This is a genomic window from Streptomyces sp. NBC_00876 (assembly GCF_045207435.1).
Classification (GTDB): domain Bacteria; phylum Actinomycetota; class Actinomycetes; order Streptomycetales; family Streptomycetaceae; genus Streptomyces.
In genome coordinates this window covers 58,803-78,344 of the sequence record NZ_CP108801.1, presented here as the reverse complement: position 1 = coordinate 78,344, position 19,542 = coordinate 58,803, and the positions used below count along the sequence as shown (strand labels likewise).

Annotated in this window: 21 protein-coding genes; 16 read left to right on the top strand and 5 right to left on the bottom strand. The window is 69.6% G+C overall.

The annotated features are described in order from the left end of the window. The 13 genes from OG782_RS37465 (at nt 1) to OG782_RS37405 (ending at nt 13,381) form a co-directional block, all read left to right on the top strand. Nucleotides 1–1,110, top strand: a complete 1,110-nt coding sequence (locus tag OG782_RS37465; protein WP_331742281.1) for a 3-oxoacyl-ACP synthase III family protein — start codon at nt 1–3, stop codon at nt 1,108–1,110. A 72-nt stretch (nt 1,111–1,182) separates the two neighbouring features. Next, nucleotides 1,183–2,049, top strand: coding sequence for an ester cyclase (locus OG782_RS37460; protein WP_331742278.1), 867 nt, complete (start codon nt 1,183–1,185; stop codon nt 2,047–2,049). 112 nt (nt 2,050–2,161) lie between these two features. Beyond that, nucleotides 2,162–3,148 (top strand): aldo/keto reductase, encoded by a 987-nt coding sequence (locus OG782_RS37455; protein WP_331742450.1) that lies wholly within the window; start codon nt 2,162–2,164, stop codon nt 3,146–3,148. 37 nt (nt 3,149–3,185) lie between these two features. Then, the gene (locus tag OG782_RS37450; protein WP_331742275.1) at nt 3,186–4,394 is read left to right on the top strand and encodes an FAD-dependent oxidoreductase; all 1,209 of its coding nucleotides are present in this window, start codon (nt 3,186–3,188) and stop codon (nt 4,392–4,394) included. Between the two features lie 27 nt (nt 4,395–4,421). Continuing rightward, a complete protein-coding gene (locus OG782_RS37445; RefSeq protein WP_331742272.1) occupies nt 4,422–5,078 on the top strand; it encodes a thermostable hemolysin in 657 nt (218 codons plus the stop codon). Continuing rightward, nucleotides 5,068–6,696, top strand: a complete 1,629-nt coding sequence (locus OG782_RS37440) for an AMP-binding protein (protein WP_331742270.1) — start codon at nt 5,068–5,070, stop codon at nt 6,694–6,696. Before OG782_RS37445 ends, OG782_RS37440 begins: the two co-directional genes overlap by 11 nt. Continuing rightward, nucleotides 6,693–7,601 (top strand): TauD/TfdA family dioxygenase, encoded by a 909-nt coding sequence (locus tag OG782_RS37435; RefSeq protein ID WP_331742268.1) that lies wholly within the window; start codon nt 6,693–6,695, stop codon nt 7,599–7,601. The genes OG782_RS37440 and OG782_RS37435 overlap by 4 nt, the downstream gene beginning before the upstream one ends. Nucleotides 7,602–7,623: 22 nt before the next feature. Then, nucleotides 7,624–9,111, top strand: a complete 1,488-nt coding sequence (locus OG782_RS37430) for an MFS transporter (protein ID WP_331742265.1) — start codon at nt 7,624–7,626, stop codon at nt 9,109–9,111. A 22-nt stretch (nt 9,112–9,133) separates the two neighbouring features. Next, nucleotides 9,134–9,700 (top strand): cupin domain-containing protein, encoded by a 567-nt coding sequence (locus tag OG782_RS37425; RefSeq protein WP_331742263.1) that lies wholly within the window; start codon nt 9,134–9,136, stop codon nt 9,698–9,700. A gap of 208 nt (nt 9,701–9,908) precedes the next feature. Further along, nucleotides 9,909–10,379: a nuclear transport factor 2 family protein gene (locus OG782_RS37420; RefSeq protein WP_331742260.1), complete on the top strand. Its 471-nt coding sequence runs from the start codon at nt 9,909–9,911 to the stop codon at nt 10,377–10,379. A gap of 171 nt (nt 10,380–10,550) precedes the next feature. Then, on the top strand, nt 10,551–12,032 hold the full coding sequence (locus OG782_RS37415) for a DHA2 family efflux MFS transporter permease subunit (RefSeq protein WP_331742256.1): 1,482 nt from the start codon (nt 10,551–10,553) through the stop codon (nt 12,030–12,032). 90 nt (nt 12,033–12,122) lie between these two features. Beyond that, entirely contained in the window at nt 12,123–12,746 is a 624-nt protein-coding gene (locus OG782_RS37410; protein WP_331742253.1) for a dTDP-4-dehydrorhamnose 3,5-epimerase, read from the top strand. Further along, entirely contained in the window at nt 12,743–13,381 is a 639-nt protein-coding gene (locus OG782_RS37405) for an NAD(P)-binding domain-containing protein (RefSeq protein WP_331742250.1), read from the top strand. Before OG782_RS37410 ends, OG782_RS37405 begins: the two co-directional genes overlap by 4 nt. Before the next feature lie 538 nt (nt 13,382–13,919). On the opposite strand, the gene OG782_RS37400 is transcribed toward OG782_RS37405, so the two are convergent. Beyond that, nucleotides 13,920–14,282 (bottom strand): hypothetical protein, encoded by a 363-nt coding sequence (locus tag OG782_RS37400; protein WP_331742247.1) that lies wholly within the window; start codon nt 14,280–14,282, stop codon nt 13,920–13,922. Nucleotides 14,283–14,780: 498 nt separating this feature from the next. Then, nucleotides 14,781–15,332: a YciI family protein gene (locus OG782_RS37395; RefSeq protein WP_331742244.1), complete on the bottom strand. Its 552-nt coding sequence runs from the start codon at nt 15,330–15,332 to the stop codon at nt 14,781–14,783. Between the two features lie 299 nt (nt 15,333–15,631). On the opposite strand from OG782_RS37395, the gene OG782_RS37390 reads away from it, so the two are divergent. Continuing rightward, a complete protein-coding gene (locus OG782_RS37390; RefSeq protein WP_331742241.1) occupies nt 15,632–15,823 on the top strand; it encodes a hypothetical protein in 192 nt (63 codons plus the stop codon). A gap of 80 nt (nt 15,824–15,903) precedes the next feature. On the opposite strand, the gene OG782_RS37385 is transcribed toward OG782_RS37390, so the two are convergent. Beyond that, nucleotides 15,904–16,743, bottom strand: coding sequence for an alpha/beta hydrolase (locus OG782_RS37385; protein ID WP_331742447.1), 840 nt, complete (start codon nt 16,741–16,743; stop codon nt 15,904–15,906). 115 nt (nt 16,744–16,858) lie between these two features. Next, nucleotides 16,859–17,524, bottom strand: a complete 666-nt coding sequence (locus OG782_RS37380; protein ID WP_331742444.1) for a DUF4097 family beta strand repeat-containing protein — start codon at nt 17,522–17,524, stop codon at nt 16,859–16,861. Nucleotides 17,525–17,771: 247 nt separating this feature from the next. On the opposite strand from OG782_RS37380, the gene OG782_RS37375 reads away from it, so the two are divergent. Then, complete coding sequence (locus OG782_RS37375; RefSeq protein ID WP_406459553.1) at nt 17,772–18,494, top strand: helix-turn-helix domain-containing protein; 723 nt, start codon at nt 17,772–17,774, stop codon at nt 18,492–18,494. Between the two features lie 97 nt (nt 18,495–18,591). Here the strand turns inward: OG782_RS37375 and OG782_RS37370 are convergent, their stop codons facing one another. Next, entirely contained in the window at nt 18,592–19,026 is a 435-nt protein-coding gene (locus OG782_RS37370; protein WP_331742238.1) for a nuclear transport factor 2 family protein, read from the bottom strand. 83 nt (nt 19,027–19,109) lie between these two features. On the opposite strand from OG782_RS37370, the gene OG782_RS37365 reads away from it, so the two are divergent. Then, nucleotides 19,110–19,490, top strand: a complete 381-nt coding sequence (locus tag OG782_RS37365) for a helix-turn-helix domain-containing protein (protein WP_331742235.1) — start codon at nt 19,110–19,112, stop codon at nt 19,488–19,490. The last annotated feature ends 52 nt before the right edge of the window (nt 19,491–19,542 follow it).

Genomic DNA, 19,542 nt, shown 5'->3' with positions numbered 1-19,542 from the left:
ATGCCATCTGGCTCCGACCGCCATGTGTCCGTCCTCGCCACGGGCAGCTATCTGCCCGGCGAGCCGCTGGACAACGAAGCGCTGGCCCGTGTGTGCGGGCCGCTGCCCGAGGACGTCCTGGAGGGCATCCAGGTCAAGCGCCGTCACTGGATGATCGACCCGGCGACGGGCAAGCACCTCACCAGCACGTCGGCCATGGCCACCGCCGCCGCCCGCCAGGCGCTCGGCCGGGCCGGTGTCGAGCCGGCCGAGGTCGACCTGATCGTGGTCTCCACGGCCAGCCCCGACTATCTGCTTCCCGTCGCCGCGACCTACGTACAGGAGCAGCTCGGTCTGGAGAGCTGCGCGGTCATCGAGGTGCGGGCGGGCTGTGTGGGCGCCGTCCAGGCCCTGGACATCGCCCGCCGCCAGCTCGCCGACGGCACCTACCGCACCGCCCTGGTGATCGGCACGGAGTCCGTCTCGCCGCTGCTCGCCCCGGTCTTCCTGGGCCGGGACCCGGAGCGCGTACGGATGCGCGACCGCCTCACCGTCTACACCTTCGGCGACGGGGCCGGGGCCCTGGTGCTGCGGGCCGGCGAGGAGGGTTCCGCGCACGAGGGCAGCCGCCAGGTGTTCGCCACGCAGTCGATGGGCGGTGCCCGCAAGCCGGGCATGCTGATCGTCGGCGGCGGCACCGACGTACCGCTGGCCGAACAGCAGCAGCGCAAGCGGCTGATGGACATCAAGCTGGACATCCCCGGCACCGCGCAGTTCGGGCCGCGCGTCTTCGTGCGCGGCATCCACGACATGCTGGAGCGTTCGGGCCTCGCCCTGTCCGATCTCGACGCCTGTGTGCTGCCCGAGGGCAACGCCGAGTACTTCGCCAGTGAGTACGGCACGGCCGGGCTGTCCGCCGAGGACCAGGCGATCCTGAGCAAGAACATCGTGGAGAACCTGACCGACGTCGGCGCCACCGGCTCCGCGGCGGTTCCGCTGGCCCTGGACGCGGGCTGGGTGGCGGGCCGGATCCGGCCGGGCCACAAGGTGCTGCTCCTCGCGATCGAGGCCAGCCGCTACCTGTACGCGGGCCTCACCCTCACCTGGGAGGCCCCCTTCCCCGGGGAGTGATCTCCGCTTCCCGAGGCGGCAACCGCCCACCACCGCAGCCCCTCGCGGGCGCCGATACCGTAAGGATGGAACGTGTCGACACAGCAGCTGGTGCACACCGACGAGAGTGTGGAGGAGCGCAATAAGCGGACCATCCGCGCGGTCTTCGACACCTTCGTCAACAAGGGCGACTTCTCCATCGTCGACGAGATCTACAGCCCCGACATGGTCGACCACCAGGCCCTTCCGGGAGCTCCCGAGGGCCTTGAGGGTGTGCGCTACACCATCGCCGGCCTGCGGGAGGGCTTCCCCGACCTGCACGTGACGATCGAGGACATGAGCGCGCACGCCGACCATGTCGTCATCCACAACACGTGGCGGGGCACCCATCTCGGGGAGTTCCTGGGGATGGCGCCCACGGGCCGGCCCATCGAGTTCAAGGGCGTGGTCGTCTGGCGCCTGCTGGACAACGGGCTGATCGCCGAGCGCTGGGGCATCGGCGTGGACTCCAACATGCTCTCCGAGCTCGGCATGCGCCGCCTGGCGCCGGCCTCGCGCGGCGCCGCCCGTGCCGGGGCACGCCGCGAGGCGAAGCCCGCCTCGGTGGTGGTGCCCGTCGGCGAGGGCGGCGCCGCCCGCTGGAAGGCCGTCGAGGCGGAGCTGACCGGGACCCGGCTGCGTGCGTACGAGGCGTCCCGGCGGCGGGCGGGCATCGTGCACGAGTCCGTTGCCGTGCAGCACTCGCAGAGCGGTGACGTGGTGGTGCTGCGGGTGGAGGCCCGCGACCCGGCGGTGGCCGCGCGGCGGCTGAACGACTCCAAGGACCCCTTCGACGTGTGGCTGCGTGCGGCGGCGCTCGAGGCGTTCGGCGCCGACCCGTGGGCCGTGCTGGCCACCGAACAGCGGGCCGAGCAGGGGCTCGTGTGGTCCTCCGTGAACAGCGAGCTGGTCCGGGACTGAAGGCCCGGCGTTTCTCCCGCTGCGCCCTCGCACTTGACATCGCCGGTCACTGGTCCCCGGAAATTGTCAGTGCTAGGATTTCTATCGACGATAAATTCGGAAGGAACCGATGATGCGGCAACGAAAGCTCGGCAGTCAGGGGCTGGTGGTCTCCGAGCAGGGGCTCGGGTGCATGGGCATGACCTTCGCCTATGGCCCGGTCGACGGCCAGGAGGCGCTGCGCACGGCCGACCGGGCTCTCGAGCTCGGCGTGAACCTGCTGGACACCGCGGACTTCTACGGACCGCACAGCAACGAGGAGTTCGTCGGCCGCGTCATCGCCGGCCGCCGCGACGACATCGTCGTCTCCTCCAAGGTCGGCAACGAGGTCGCACCCGACGGGAGCATCACCGGCAAGCTCAACGGCCGCCCCGAATACATCCGTTCCTGTGTCGAGGGCACCCTGGCCCGGCTGGGCACCGACCGGCTCGACCTCTACTACCTGCACCGCGTCGATCCCGACGTGCCCGTCGAGGAGAGCTTCGGCGCCCTGGCCGACCTGGTCACCGAAGGAAAGGTGCGCCACCTCGGCATCTCCGAGGCGTCCGCGGCCACCATCCGCCGCGCCCACGCCGTACACCCGCTCAGCGCCGTACAGACGGAGTACTCGCTGTCCACGCGCGATGTGGAGAACAACGGCGTCCTGGCCACGGTCCGCGAACTGGGCATCGGCTTCGTCGGATACAGCCCGCTGGGCCGGGGACTGCTGACCGGCGCCATCCGCAGCCTCGACAACCTGGCCGAACACGACTTCCGCCGGGTGGTGCCGCGCTTCCAGGAGGAGAACCTCGCGGCCAACCTGACCATCGTGGAACGCCTCGAGGCACTGGCGCAGGCCAAGGGCATCACGACCGGACAGCTCGCACTGGCCTGGGTCCTCTCCCAGGACGTCGTCGCCATCCCCGGCACCAAGCGCGTCAGCTACCTCGAGCAGAACATCGCCGCCTCCGACGTACGGCTGAGCGCCGACGACCTCGCGGCGCTGGACGCGATCGCCCCGCACGGAAGCACCGTGGGGGACCGTTACCCCGCCGGCGCCATGGCCACGCTCGACGGCTGAAACGCCCGCGAATCCCGAAGGTGAGTGAGTACCGACCATGGCCAACATCACGATCATCGGCGGCGGGCTGGCCGGCCTGACCGCGGCGATCGCCGCCGCAGAGCAAGGCGCCCGCGTCACTCTCCACGAGGCGCACTCCTCGCTGGGCGGCCGCGCCCGCTCGGCGGACGGGCCCTACGTCACCAACGACGGCCCGCACACCATCATGAACAACGGCCCGGCCTGGCAGTGGCTGATCCAGCGCGGTGTGGCCGGCCGCTATGTGCGGCTGTCCTTCCACGAGTGGACGCGCATGCGCTTTCGCCACCAGGGCAAGCTGCGGATGACGCTGCCGCCCGGCTACATGCGCATGACCCTGCTGAAGCGGGACCGGCCGGTACCCATCGACCGGTCCTTCCGGGACTGGGCCGAGGAGAACTTCCCCAAGCAGACGGTCGACGAGGCGCTCGGCTTCCTCGGTCCGATCCTCTTCGACGGCGACCCGGGCCGGCTGTCGGCGGCCTTCGTCTGGGAGCGGCTGCTGCGCGTCGGCACGCCCAAGTTCCCGCTGCCCAGCCGGTACTTCATCGGCGGCTGGGGACAGCTCGTCGAGCGCATGGCCCGGGTGGCCCGCCGGCAGGGCGTCGTCATCGAGACCGGCTCCCGGCTGACCGAACTGCCCACGGACGGACCGGTCATCGTCGCGACCTCGCTCGCCGCCGCCCGCGGCCTGCTGAAGGACCCCACGCTGGAGTGGCCGAGCGGCACCTCCGCACTCGTGGACATGGCCGTCACCCGCTCGAAGAAGGACGGCAACGTCTCCTTCGACATGGACGAGGGCGGATTCACCTCGCAGTACTCCGACCACGACCGCTCCCTCGCACCCGAGGGCCACGCCCTGTTCCAGGGCGCGATGCCGATCCGTCCCGGCGAGAACAAGGCCCAGGCGATCGCCCGCCTGGAGAAGCTGTTCGACCTGACGACACCCGGCTGGCAGGACCGCACCCTGTGGCGGCGCGAAGGAGTCTCCCGGGGCCGCACCGGCGCCCTCGACCTGCCCGGCCTGAGCTGGCGGGACCGGCCCGCGGTCGACCGCGGCGACGGCATCTACCTGATCGGCGACAGCGTCGCCGCACCCGGCATCCTCGCCGAGACCTCCATCAACAGCGGCCTGCGCGCCGCGGAGCTCGCCGTGCGGGCCAGGCCGACGGCCGCCGTACCGCACCGCGTGACGACGTCGGTCCAGCCGTCCCACTCGATCCTGTAACCCGACCCTTCAAGGGGGGTGCAACGCATGAGAATCACACTGTCCCAACGCGGTACACCGGACTGGCAGATCGCGGCGGACCTCGCTCACGAGGTGTTCGCCAAGCAGTACCAGGCCAGCGTCCAGCCCGACCCGGACGCCTTCCTGGCGTTCTTCGAGGACGCGGGGGACGGGACGGAACAGGCCCTCGCCTGCGCCGGACTGTCCTTCCCCGAGGGGGACACCCCCCTCCTGCTGGAGCGCTATCTCGACGCGCCGGTGGAGGACGTCCTCGCCATCGCGACGGGTGTCGCGGTCAAGCGCTCGCAGGTCATGCAGATCGGCAACGTCGCCTCCGTCCGGGCGAGCGCCGGCGGCGAGATCATCAAGGCGATCCCCCTGATCATGGCCTGCCTCGGCCGCCCGTACGCCGTGATGACGATGACGGGCCGGCTCGCCGCGCTGATGAAGCGGCTCGGCTGCGTCTTCCACCCGCTCGTCGACGCCGCCAAGGACCGGCTGAGCGCCGAGGAGGCGGACCAGTGGGGCTCGTACTACGACACCCGGCCGGTCGTCGGCTGGGCCGAGGCCGCCGAGCAGAGCACGCTGCTGCTCGCCGCGATCGGCCGCTACTGCTTCGAATCGGTCGACATGCGGTTCGTCGGGAACCGCCCCGAACAGAGGGTGCTGACCCGTGCTGCCTGACACCGAGCGCATCAGCCTGACCGGCGGGCTGCTCCGGCAGGCGGACAGCGACGCCGTGATGCTCCGCGTCCTGTCCGCCGGCGACGCCCCCGCCGCCGAGTGGACCTACCGCCAGATCATCGGTGCGGCCCTCCGACTCGCCCGCCGCCTCGGGCAGTGGGCCACCGAGCACGGCCGGCCCGCCCGGATGGGGCTGCTCGCCGAGAACTCGCCCGAGTGGGTCGTCGCCGACCTCGCCGCCCTGTTCTCCGGCGCGGTGGAGATCCCCGTCCCCACCGCCTTCGCCGCCGAACAGGCCGCGTCCCTCCTGGAAGCGGCCGACCTCTGCCTCGTGGACGACGCCGGTACCCGGGCCCTCACCCGCTGGACCGAGACCTCCACCGCCAAGGTGCTGCCCGGCAGCTGCGAGGTCCGCCCCGTCGACCTGCCCGCGCTGCTCGCCGAGCCGTTCCGGCCCGCCGACGTGCGTACCGCGCCCGCCGAGGACGCGATCGTCAAGGTCATCCACACCTCCGGCACCACATCGGCCCCCAAGGGGGTCCAGATCCGCCGGCACGGCATGGACGCCCTGCTGACCTCCCTGCGCGCACGCACCGAGCCCGCGCTGTTCGAGCGCTACCTCTCCATCGTCCCGCTGAGCCTGCTCATCGAGCAGGTCGCCGGCCTCTACATGCCCTTCCTCGCGGGCGGTTCGGTCTCCTTCCTGCCGCCCGGCACCGCACTGGTGGGCACCGCGGCCGACGCCGGACCCCGGATGCTCGCCCTGTTGCGCCAGGCCCGTCCCACCGCACTGGTCGTACCGCCCACCGTGGCCGGCCTCTTCCTCGCCCTGTGCGACGAGCGGCCCGAGGAGAGCGTGGCCGAACGGCATCTGCGCATCTTCGGCCACCCGGGACCGGTGTTCATCGCCTGCGGCGGAGCGCCCGTGCCCGCCGAGATCCTGGAGCGCCTCGACGGCTACGGCCTGACCGTCCACGAGGGGTACGGACTCAGCGAGAACTCCTCCGTGGTCTCCTGGAACTTCCCCGGCGAGGTCAGGTTCGGCACCGTGGGCCGCCCCCTGGACCACGTCCAGGCCGAACTGGCCGAGGACGGCGAACTGCTCATCCGCAGCACGTCGCTGTTCGCCGGATACACCCGCGAGGACCCCTCCAGCGTCGTCGTGGACGACCAGGGCAGGCTGCACACCGGCGACCTGGCCGAGATCGACGAGGACGGCTACCTCCGGATCACCGGACGCAAGAAGAGCCTGATCATCACCGCCGGCGGCCGCAACGTGTCGCCGGAGTGGGTCGAGGCCCGCTACCGCGAACTCGGCTTCGTCCGCGAGAGCGCGATCGTCGCCGACGCACTCGAGGAAGTGCACGGCCTGTTCGTCATCGAGGCCGGCCTCGACCACGACAGCGCCCGCAGCCGGATCGACGCCTTCGGCCGGGAGCGGCTGTCGGGCATCGAGCGCGCGGCCGTCATCCACCTCATGAACGAGGACGACCCCGAGTACGCGCGCTGCTTCACCGTCACCGGCCGCCCGCGCCGGGACCTCATCCGAACCCATGTGCTGACCGGCCGCCCCACCGGCGCGTCAGCCGCACCGACGCCCATCGAGGAGAAGGCATGAGCACCACCGTGAAGACGACCCCCTACGGCACCGGCAGCGGCCTGCTGGTGGAACCCGCCGAGGGCGGCTCCCTGGCCGGAGTCGACCGCAAGGAGCTGCTCGACCTGCTGGCCGAGGCCGGCTTCCTGCTGCTGCGCGGATTCGACTCGGACATGGCGTCGTTCACCGCACTCGTACAGAACACCTCGACCTCCACCACCCTGGACCCCGCACGCGACTTCTACTCCGAGGTCGCGCAGAAGGTCGACGCGGGCTTCGACGAGGTCGGCCTGCACACGGAGAACGGCAACAGCCCCTTCCGCTCCCACCTCGCGTGGTTCTTCTGCGAGAAGGCCGCCTCCTCCGGCTCCCAGACCACCGTCTGCGACGGCTACCGTGTCTGGGACGCCCTGTCACCGGCGGCCCGCGAGGCCTTCTCCGCGCAGGACATCGTCTACAGCCGCTACGTCGGCGAGCCGCAGTGGCGTGCCATGGCCCACCACCTGCTCGGCGGCAGCAAGCCCGCCGAGGACATCGAGGTGTCCGAACTGCTCGCCCTCACCAGCAGCCTGGCCGGCACCGAGATCACCCCCGAGGAGGACGGCGGCATCCGCTACTCCTTCCGTACGCCCGCCGCCGACTCCACCGTCTTCGGTACGCGCCCCTCCTTCGCCAACAGCATCCTCGGCCCCTCCTTCAACTACGAGAAGCCGAAGATCACGTTCGCCGACGGCAGCGAGCTGTCCGCCGAACTGCTCGCCGAGATCGAGACGGTCACCGCACTGGTGACGGAGAACCTCGACTGGCAGCACGGCGACGCCGCCGTCATCGACAACACCCGCGTCATGCACGGCCGCCGGGCCATCACCGACCCGGACCGCACCATCTACAACGCCCTGAGCTACATCGAGGCACAGGCCGCCTGACGGGACCGCCCGAGAGGACGCCATGAACACCGAACCCTCCGTATCCGGCACCGGAAAGTCCGAGGTCACGACCGAGGACGCACCACCGGACCCCCGGCGCTGGCGCCTGCTCGCCTTCGTCGGGCTGGCACAGTTCATGGTGCTCCTGGACACCACGGTGGTGAACCTCGCCCTGCCGGCCATCCAGACGGACCTGCGGGCGAGCGCCACCGGCACCGAATGGATCCTGACCGGCTACATCCTGTGCTTCGGCGGACTGATGCTGCTCGGCGGCCGTACCGCCGACCGGTGGGGCAGACGGCGCACCTTCCTGCTCGGCGCCGCCGTGTTCACCGCGGCCTCGCTGTGGTGCGGTGTGGCCGGCGGTACGGGCGTGCTCATCGCGGCCCGTGCCCTGCAGGGCTGCGGCGCCGCCTTCCTGTCGCCCGCGGCGATGTCCCTGGTCACGACCATCTTCCCGAAGGGCAAGGAACGCACCACGGCGCTCGCCGTCTGGGCCGCACTCGCCGGACTCGGAGGCACCCTGGGCGTCGTCGTCGGCGGTCTGATCACCGACAGCCTCAGCTGGCGCTGGATCTTCTACATCAACATCCCGTTCGGCGTCGTCGCGGTCGCCGGCGTCGTACTCCTGTCCCGCGGGCGCGCCGAGAGCAGGTCCACCGGCGGATCGCGCCCCGACCTGCTGGGCGCGGTCACCGTCACCGGCGGCCTGGCCGCCCTCGTGTACGCCATCGTCAACATCCAGGAACACGGCTGGAACTCGGCCGCCTACGTCGTGGCACCCGCCGCGGCCGCGGTGGTCCTGCTCATCGCGTTCGTCGTCGTCGAACTGCGCGCCGCGGACCCCCTGATGCCGATGCGGCTGTTCGCCACCCGCTCGCTCGTCACCGCCTCCATCGGCCGCGTCCTGACGAGCGCGGTGCAGGCGTCCGTACTCTTCCTGGCCAGCTACTACCTGCAGCGCACCCTCGGCTACTCCACCCTGAAGGCCGGGTTCGCCTTCCTGCCCCTGGGCATCGTCGCCATCGCCGTCACCGCCCCTGCCACCCGCGTCATGCACCGGTCGGGACCGCGCCCCGTCTATCTCGCGGGCGGGATCGGCTCGATACTCGGCCTGGTCCTGCTCACCCAGGCACCCGCGCACGGCAGTTATCTGCTCTACCTGCTGCCGGCGCTGCTGCTCCTGGGCGCGGCCATGCAGTGCTGCACCATTCCCGTGAACGTCCACGGCGTGTCCGACGTACCGCAGGAGGAGCAGGGCATCGCCTCCGGCGTGCTCACCGCGGCCTTCCAGGTCGGTGCCTCACTCGGGGTGGCCACCATCGCCACCAGCGCCCTGACCCGCACCACCGGCGAACTCGCCGACGGCACCCCACCTGCCGCCGCCTGGCTCGACGGGCTGCACCTGGGCTTCTGGATCGCGTCCGGGATCGCCGTACTCAACCTCCTCAACGCCTTCGTCGGCCTGCCCGGCCGGCGCCGCGCCCCGGCCGGGGCGCAGACCGCCTGACCCCACAACCACAGGAGATCTCATGGCACGCCCGGGAGACACACTGCGCCTCGGCGAGGACCGGCTCACCTTCCTGACCACGGCGGCCCAGTCGGGCGGCGCGTATGTGGAGGTGGCGGTCGACTACGCCCCGGCCGTCATCAAGCCGCCCGCCCACTACCACCCCATGCAGACCGAGCTGATGAAGGTGGAGAGCGGCCGGGTCAGCGTCCTGCTCGACGGCACGCTGCACGAGTACGGTCCCGGCGAGGAGTTCTACATCCCGCCGGGCGTCGTGCACTCGCTGTGGAACCCGGGCCCCGAACGCACCCGGATCGTCTGGCGCACCACTCCGGCGTACCGCACCGAGTCGGTCTTCGAGACCCTGTGGGGCCTTACCAACGAGGGCCGGCTGCGCCCCGACGGCACCCCCCGGCTCCAGATGCCGCTGCTGGCATTGGAGTTCCGCGACGAGTACCGCGTCGTCACCGGCCGGCCGTTCCTGGTGGACATGGCGCTGTGCGCGGCGCTCGCTCCCGTATCCCTGGCCTGCGGCTACCGCTCCACGTACTGCCCCCCGCAGCACAAGGAGGAGCCGCAGCCGGCCTGATCCACGGGAGCAGCCGCAGCCGGCCTGATCAAGGGGCGGCCACAGCCGATCCGAGGAAGCGGACCCGCCCGGCCCGGCCGAAGGAGGAGCCGCGGCCGGTCCGGTTCAAGCCCGGTGGCCTGATTCTCCAGTCGCGCGCGAGGGCGCAGCGAGGTGTGCGCCCTAGCGTCTGCGGCAACGAACACGGCTACGCGTGGAGGAACCGGACATGGCCACCGAAGAGCACGGATTCACTCTCCCCGGCGCGGATCTTCCGGCGCCCGACGCCGACCTGCGTGCCCGGCGCGAGGCGGTCGTCGCCGCCCACACGATCGCGGAGACCGTCTGGGACATACCCGGCGTGATGGACACCTTCCCGCGTGGCGCCGTCTACCGGATCCAGGCGTTCGAGGAGAGCCCGTTCGTCGGCGAGGACGCCATCCGCAAGGGCTACTTCGACGGCATGCAGGAGGCGTTCCCCAACCTGGAGCACGAGCTGCACCACGTGCACCACACGCCCACGGCGGTGATCCTGGAGGCGCAGGCACGGGGCAAGCAGGAAGCCGACTGGCGGGGCATCCCCAACAAGGGCAAGTCGATCGACGCGCCGGTGGCGGTCTTCTTCCACTTCGACGGTGACGTGCTGATCGACGAGACCCTCTACTTCGACGTCGCCACCTTCCAGCGTCAGCTCGGCTGACGCCTGCTCACGGCACGGCGCCGCAGGACCCCGTCGGGACGGCGGGGCCCTGCGGCGCCGGCCCTGTGTGCGTGCTCCACCGGGATTCGAGCGGAGGTCGAGCAGGGGTCGAGCGACCGTTCGTAGCCTCGTCCGGGTCGGCCCGTGACCGCACTCAGAAAGGATGCTCGAATGAGCACCGCGAACCCCCCAACTCCGGCCGCAGGGAAGAAGGGGGTGGTCTTCTGGGCCATCCTCACGACCAGCGTCGCCTCCTTCATGGCCGGACTGGACAACCTGGTCATCATCACCGCGCTGCCCACCATCAAGGAGAAACTGGGCGGCAGCCTCACTGACCTCGAGTGGACGGTCAACGCCTACACGCTGTCCTTCGCCGTCCTCATGATGTTCGGCGCCGCACTGGGTGACCGGTTCGGCCGGCGCAAGGTCTTCGCCCTCGGACTCCTGCTGTTCACCGCGGCCTCCGCGGCCGCCGCACTGGCCCCCGGCGTGGACGCGCTCATCGCCGCCCGTGCCGTGCAGGGCGCCGGCGCGGCCATCATCATGCCGCTGTCCGTGACCCTGCTGACCGCCGCCGTACCGGCCGAGAAGCGCGGAGCCGCGCTCGGCATCTGGGGCGCGGTCAACGGTCTGTCGATCGCCGCGGGCCCGCTCGTCGGCGGTGCGATCGTCCAGCACCTGTCCTGGCAGTGGATCTTCTGGCTCAACGTGCCCATCGGCCTGGCCCTCGCCCCGCTGTCCTGGCGCAAGCTCTCCGAGAGCAGGATCGCGAACTCCCGGCTCGACGCGATCGGCACCGTTCTCGCCAGCGCCGGTCTCTTCGGCATCGTGCTCGGCCTGATCAAGGGCCACGAGAAGGGCTGGACCTCGTCGTTCACGCTCACCGCGCTGATCGGCGGTGCCGTCGTCATGGTGGCGTTCGTCGTGTGGGAGAACCACACCGAGCACCCCATGGTCCCGATGCGGCTCTTCCGCATCCGGGCGTTCACCGCGATCAACCTGGCCGGCACGCTGATGTCGGTCGGCATGTTCGGCGCGATCTTCCTGATGACGCAGTTCCTGCAGAACATCCAGGGCTACACGGCGATGGAGGCCGGAGTCAGGCTGCTCGCCTGGACCGCCATGCCGATGGTGGTGGCGCCGATCGCCGGCATGGTCTCCGACCGCATCGGCGGCAAGCCGGTGGTCACCCTCGGCCTCGCCATGATGACGGCGGGCATGGTCTATTGGGCGTTCGTGCTCGACCCCGACGTCTCCTACGTCGCCCAGCTGCCGTCGCTGATGATCTGCGGCGCGGGTATGGCCATGTTCTACGCGCCGCTGATGAACCTCACCATGGGATCGGTGGCCGAGCACGAGCAGGGCATCGCCTCCGGTGTCACCGCCGCCACCCGTGAGGTCGGCGCCGCACTCGGGGTCGCCCTCCTGGCCTCCATCTTCAGCGCCAACGGTGGCTACGCCTCGCCGCAGAACTTCGTCGACGGTCTGGTGCCGGCCATGTGGGTGGGCGCCATCGCCGTCGCCCTGGCCACCTTCTCCATGCTGATCGCCCCCGGCCGCCGCGCTGCCGACATCGCCGTCACGGCGAAGGCCGCACCGGTCGCCGAGCCCGCACCCGAGTCCGCACCGGAGCCGGCCACCCCGGTGCACTGACCGATCCCTGACCGATCCCCTGACCGATCCACTGACCGATCCCCTGACCGATCCCTGACCCCGAGCACGTCGAGAGGCAACCGAGGAAGCATGGCTATCGAGGAGATGAAGGTCCGCGACGCCTTCCGCATCACCCCGTCGCAGCTGTCGGACAACCGGGGCCACTTCTTCGAGGCGTGGCGGCTGAGCGAGCTGACCGCGATCACGGGGCAGACGTTCTCGGTCGGTCAGGTCAACTACTCGGTGTCCAAGCGCAACACGCTGCGCGGCATCCACGGGACGACGCTGCCGCCGGGCCAGGCCAAGCTCGTCACGTGTGTGCGCGGCGCGGCCCTGGACGTGGTGGTCGACCTGCGGGTCGGCTCGCCGACCTTCGGCATGTACGACACCACGCTGCAGGAGGCGGGCTCGGGCATCGGCGTCTACCTGGCGGACGGCCTGGGCCATGCCTTCCTCGCGCTCACCGACGACACGTGCATGAACTACCTCTGCACGGAGGAGTACGTGCCCGGCACGATGGTCGACATCCAGGCGCTCGACCCCGCGCTGGGCATCCCGTGGAACACCACGGAGCCGTTCATCAGGTCGGAGAAGGACGCGGACGCCCCGACCCTGTCCGAGGCCGTGGCCAAGGGCCTGCTGCCCACCTACGAGCAGGCCCGCGCCTCGTACGTACCCGCTTCGCACGTACCGGCGGGAAAGGTCGTGGCATGAGCTCGGTCGCCGTACTGGGGACCGGCACGGTCGGCATCACGCTCGCCGTGGCGTTCGTCCGGGCCGGCCACACCGTGCTGGTCGGCTCGGGCGACCCGTCGCGCCCCCAGGAGGACCTGGCGCGCGCCGGCGTCCGGGTCACGGGCCACGCCGAGGCGGTGGAGGCGGCCGACTTCGTCTTCAACGCCACCCCCGGCGAGATCTCGGCCGAACTCCTGGGCGGCCTCGAACCCGCGCTGCGCGGCCGCATCCTGGTCGACGTCTCCAACGCCGCGGTGCGCGGCCCCGACGGCTTCCCGACGGGCCCCCTCGACCCCAACACCAGCGTGGCCGAGGAGATCCAGAAGGCACTGCCGGACACCCGCGTGATCAAGACCCTCAACACGATGGACCAGCGCGTGATGGTCGACCCCGCAATCCTCCCGGTGCCGCCCACCGCCTTCCTCGCGGGGAACTCCCCGCAGGCCAAGGCGGCCGTCGGCGCGCTCCTGCACGACCTGGGCTGGAAGGACGAATGGCTCCTGGACCTGGGCGGCCTGACCGCCGCCCGAGCCCTGGAGTGCAGCTACGTGATGCTCGGCCCGATCATCAACCGCTACGGCTTCGCACCCTTCAGCCTCGCGATCGCGCACTGAGGCGGGGGCGTCACGCCGGACCGGCCTCGTGCGCGTCCTGTGGTTTCTGTTACTGCCTCAGGTGGGTTCTCGGCCACGACGGTGATCAACCACTTCCATCAGGGGGCAATGATCAACGGAAGGCCCCCAGGGCCTGTAGTGGTGCGCGGAGCGCAGATCGTTGACCTGGGGATGGTCCAGCGCATCCAAGGCGCTGGCGCGGGGTGGCCGGGGGCGGCGTCAGCCCCCGGCAGTTGATGAGTGTGAAACTCGATCCTCTATGTGCTTCAAGCTCTCTTTGGATCACGTCTCTCTTAACTCACTTCTCTCTGTTTCACCTCTATATATATCGTGCGCAGAATCCTGCGCAGGGGGTACGCAAGATTCTGCGCAGGGGGTGCGCAGAATCTTGCGCAGGGGGTGCGCAGAATCCTGCGCAGGGGGTGCGCAGAAACCTGCGCACCATGCCGACCTGGGCAGGAAGGTTCCTGCGCACCTCATTTTTGCAACGCAGAGGGCCCCGGTGCGCCGCACCGGGGCCCTCATGGCGTCGTGATGTTCAGTTCTGAGTCTGCATCCGTTCCTCCGGGGGCGTGAAGTACGTGCGGTACTCGTTGGACGTCTGGCTGCCGTTCTTCTTGTACCGGTTGACGGCGGCTACCGCTCCGGCGGCCTTGAGCCTGGCGAGGGTGGTCTCGACGGTTCTGCGGGAGACACCGACCTCGTCGGCGACCTTCTGGATTCCGGGGAAGATGGCGTCCATCCCTCCGTACCGGGCGCGCAGGAAGTCGTAGAGCCAGACCTCTTTGCGACACCGGAGGATGACCCATAGCGGGGTCATGGAGAAGTTTCCGGGTCCTTCGTGGCGGATGGGCGCTGCGTCCGAGGCGGAGGTGCCTTTGCCCTCCTCCGCCTCAGCCATGATCTACCAGTGCGTGAGCCCGTCCGCGAACCAGGGCGCGGTGAGTTCTGGGCATGCGGGCACTCCGTTCTTCCCCTCGTGCGACCTGTCGGGTCGCCACCAGGCGCCGGAACGGGTTACTCTCGGGGGCATTGCACTATTGAAGAATGGCCCCCTGCCGCCAAGCATCGGGGGCCATTCTGCTGTCTGGGCAAAGATCCTAGCTTCGGGACCCGTTCCAACCTGGCCATATGCCCAACGACGTTGCCCGTGACGGGCGATGGTGCCTCATCGGCACAGCCCGTTCCGTTAACCGACGAGGCCGCAGCCTGCTGGATATCTCAGCTCTCAGCAGGCATCCCGGCCGGTGCTTCGACTGCGGTGTGTCACGGGGGACTCGGGCTTCGTTTTCCCCCATACGGGTGAGTCGAACTGTCTTGTATTCGGGAAGGCTGCCCGCTCGCTCATTGCGTCTACAGAGCGTGACGTCACGATGGTGGTGCCGGTGGTCGCCCTCGTTCATGACGGCCGCCCACCGAACTCCCAGTTGTGCAGCTCGATGTCGGCGTACCGGTCCTGGGTGAGGACGGCGCGTGCGGTGTCCGGGTCCGGCGCCCGGACCAACGCCGCCGTGCCCAGCCAGAGGGCTTCATCGTCGGAGAGCAGCGGTCCGTAGGCGATCAGCTCGTTCCGCTCGGGTGGCAGTGCGAGGTCGCAGGCCTGCCCTGTGCCGAGGCCGAGCACCAGGTACCGGTTGCCTCCGGTCCGGCCGCCGGGGTAGTCCCACATGGTGCGCCCCAACGTGTTGCGCCACCTTCGCAACAGCACGTCCCGGTAGGCACCGGCCTGGTAGTTCGGCTCGTCGAAGGCGAACGCGCGGGCAGCAACAGGATCGGGCAGGTCGAGGATGTGCACGCTGCCGGTGAGGGTGTCACCATCGTCCGCGAAGGTCGGACCTCGGGCGATCATCCCCTTCGCGAATCCGTCCATGTAGGACAAGTGTGCTTCGTTCAGTTCGTATCGCAGCGGCAGGGAGCCGGTGCGGTCGCGATGAAAGCAGAGGAACTCCATGGCCGCAGTCTCTCCTTGAAGAGGCGCCGACGGCGACGACGAAGACTGGCAGGGCCGAAACCACTGAGTGTGACAGCCGAGTGGGGAAGCGAGCCGGCCGTACGCGGGGATCTTCGACTGGCCGCCGACAGCCGTACCACAGAGGCTGAGCCAGAACCTTTTCGCGGACAGAGCCACGGGCCGGACAAACTCACGCCCGCACGCGTCCGCAGAGGGTTCGATAGGGGACGAGAGCCGAGAGGGCCAGGCTCAGGGCCGCGAAGGTCCTCATCTCACTGGCCGTCCTCGGCGCCTCACCGGTGCTGCTGATAGCAGGAGCACTGATCCGCCGCCGTTACCTCCGCTACATCTACCGTGATGAAGCCCCGTACATCCTCGACAAGGAGCGGGGTCAGGTCAGCGCCCACTACTTCGTCGTCACCCACCCTCTTCTCGAAGCGCTCTGCTGGCCCACCGAGGCATTCGCCCGCCTCATCGAACGCCGAGGTTGAACGACAAGCTCATTCCGGGCGGCCTGTCTGACCGGCATACGGATGCGCGCACGCACCCGGCCACCGTCGCCGCGACAAGCTCAGGCACCACTGTCCGAGCCTTCGGCACCCCCGTGGCCGAGGGCGGCGACATCGCGCACGGCGTCGGCGACGGCCGGGGCGTCCTTCTTCAGGATCGCGTCGTGGTTGCTGGCGACCTTCGCGCTGATCTCGAAGTTCGCGTTGCGGGCGACCACCGCGTCGAGGCTGGCGCGGATCACCTCCTGCTCGTCGCCCTTGCTCCCGATGGACGTTCCGGAAGCGACCACGTACCGGGCCGGGACGGTGATGTTGTCCAGCACGGGGCCCAGCGCGCTCTCGCGGGCGAGCCGGCCGAGCTCGATGTTGCTCTCCGCCATCTGTTCGGCGTTCATCCGTGGGGTCAGGCCCGTCGGGCGCAGCAGCGGCAGGAACCAGCTCATCCGCCGGAAGGTCTTCCGGATCCGCTGCTCCATGGCGTCGTCCAGCCAGTCGTGCGGCTGCGCGCCTTCGACCATGACGACGCCCAGGGTGCGGTCGGGATTGCGGCTGGCCCAGTGCGAGGCGACGAACGCCCCGTAGGACCAGCCCACCACCAGCGCCCGTTCCACACCTCTGGCTGCGAGAACGGCATCGACGTCGCGGACGGCGGCCTCGAAGGAGTAGTCCGCGGAGCGCTTCGATTTTCGACCGCGGGCCCGCTCGTCGAAGGTGATGTGCCGCCATCCCGTGCCCAGTTCGGCGATCACCCGCCCCCAGTACCCCTGGGTGGCGAACTGTCCGTTGAGGTAGATGACCGGGGTGCCGGGGCCGCCGGTGTCGGTGACGGCCAGGGCCGTGTCGTCGACCGGCACCATGCCGGTCCACTGCGAGCCGGTCGAGGACTTGCTGTTCTTCGTCATGTGGTTCTCCTGGTCGTGTGGGCGTGCGGTGTGCGACTTCTCCCGGGCCTGCGTGTGCATCGCGGGCCCGGGGGACGGACGGCCGGGGCGTGGGCAGGGCCCCGGTTCTGCTTCTTCAGAGGCTGCGGGCGGTGATGTCGCCGTGGGCGGTGGTGGCGCGGATGTCGAGTCCGGTGCTGCCGTCGTTCTTGAGGGCGTTGCTGACGCGGCCGTGGTCGGTGCCGGCGTCCAGGGATGCCGAGACACCCGCGGCGGCGGCGACCGAGATGTTGCCGGACTGGGTGCGGAGTACGACCGTGCCTGCTACGGCCTCGGCGATCTTGATGTCGCCCCGTGCGGTGCTGATCTCCGCGGGGCCGTGGAGCCGGCCGACCTCGACGTCGCCGTCGATCGCGGTGAGGCGGACGCTCGCGGCCTCGTCGATCTTGATCTGGTGGTACGCGCCTTCGACGGCGATGTCGCCGAGGCGTCCGATGCCGCGGAGCTCGGCGCCGGCGGCCTTGGCCTCGACGCCGGAGCCTGTGGGCAGCTGGACGGTGACCTCCACGGACCCGGAGGAGCCGAGGAGCTGGTTGCTGGAGGCCGAGGCCGTGATCCGCAGGACGCCGTCGGCGTAGGTGACCGTGGTCTGCTCGGCGGCCTTGGTGTCGCGGCTCTTGGAGGGATCGGCGGGCAGGACCTCGACGGTGGTTTCGGCGCGGTCCGAGGCGGTGAACTGGAGGCGCCCGGCGGGGATGTCCAGGATGGCGGTGATCGGGGCGGTGGTGTCGAACTGCTGCATCATGTTCTCCGTAGTCGTTCGCTGTTTCTGATAGTGGAAACGCTACGTTGCTTTCCAAATCCCGACAACCATTCTGTTGCTCAGAATCGTTATCAGTGCAGGTGGTTGACGGGAAACCGTTGCAACGGCTTTGATGGCAACGCAACGACGGTCGCCTTGATCATTGCAATGGATGAGAAGTGAACGCTATAGTGAGGCGATCAGGGACCGCCATGAAGGATCACTGAGGGATCACTAGGAGATTGCGATGCCGGGAGGCAGACTCACCCAGCAGGAACGCCAGCAGATCGGGCTGGGGCTGGCCGACAGCCTCTCGTACGCCGAGATCGCCCGACGTCTGGACCGTCCGACCTCGACGATCACGCGTGAGGTGATGCGCAACGGCGGCCCCACCGCCTACCGCGCCGATCTGGCCCACCGCGCCACAGAACACCGTGCCCACCGGCGCAAGCCCGCCGCCGCCCGAGGGGCGCAGACCGCTCCGCAGGCCCATGGACGCGACGCCGAAGCCGTGGCCGAGTACGAGGAGATGTTCACCACCGTCCTCATGGGCTCGGGCCTGACCAAGATGACGGCCCGGGTGCTGACCTGTCTGTTCACCACCGACGCGGGCAGCCTCACCGCGTCCGAACTCGTCCAGCGCCTCCAGGTCAGCCCGGCTTCCATCTCCAAGGCGATCGCGTTCCTGGAGAGCCAGAGCCTCGTCCGCCGGGAACGCGACGAACGCCGCCGCGACCGCTACGTCGTCGACGGCGAACTCTTCTACCAGGCGACGATCGCCAGCGCCCGCGCCAACGACCAGCTCGTCGAAACCGCACGCCAAGGCGTCGCCGTCCTGGGGCCCGACACCCCGGCCGCCGCCCGCCTGGAGAACATCGCCCGCTTCCTCGACTTCATAAGCGAAAGCATCACCCGCGCCGCCGAACAGGCCCGCGAAGTCCTCCACACCAAGCCCGAATCGACCTCGTGAGAGCGGTACGGATGCCGCGCAGGCCGTTGAAGTGACGGGCCGGACCCGTGTCCACGAGCCAGGCCTGCGAGGCCGGCCACTCGGTCATGGTCTGACGTCAGGACGTGATCACGGTGGGGTTTCCCTCGCTCCAGATGTTGGTGATCCTGCGGTGTGTGAAGCGCCAGCCGTCCGGGGTGCGGCGCAGCCGGTCGTCGTAGCGGCCCGCGCCGAGGAACTTCTCGCCATCGGGCAGGCCATGGCGGACATGCTGGGCCTGGTAGTAGCACGTGTGCTCGGCCTCGTCACCGTGCACTGCGGCGACATGGTTGCCGTTCAGGTGATGGGTGGCGTCCATTCGCTCCAAGCCGGTGCTGATCCTGGCAACGATCGCGTCAGGCCCGCAGATCCGTTCCCCCGAACCGCTGTACTCCCAGCAGGCGTCGTCAGTGAACAGTGCGCCCAGCGTCTCCCAGTCCCTGGTGTCCAGGGCCGTCGCGTACGCAACGACGGCATCCACGATCGCCGCGCGGTCTGTGAGTTCCTGGAGCATCGAGCCGCCTTCCGGGTTGGTGCACGATTTGATACGGAGTACATGATTGGTAACGGTCGGGCCCGGCGGAAGAAGGCACTTTCATGTCCCGGAGTCACATCGATGTGTCAGCCCTGGCCAGCGAGGCGTGCCCGGTCTCGGAGGTCCTCGATCATGTCTCCGGGAAGTGGAGCATCGGCATCCTGGTAGCCGCAGCGCAGGGTCCGGTCCGGTTCACGGAGCTGGAACGTTCGATCAGAGGGATCAGCAGGCGCATGCTCACGCTCAACTTGCGCAAGCTGGAGCGGGACGGCCTGCTCGTACGCACCGTCCATCCGGTCGTTCCGCCCAAGGTCGAGTACACGCTGACGGAAATGGCCCAAGAGCTCCACAAGTCGCTGCTCGGGCTCACCGACTGGGCCAAGCGACACGGCAGCACGGTCGCCGCCGCCCAGGCCGCCTACGACCGCGAACACATCGCCTGACGGTCGCGGCCCAGAACTCGCGGGCCACACATCATCCGCGGCAGGGGCCACG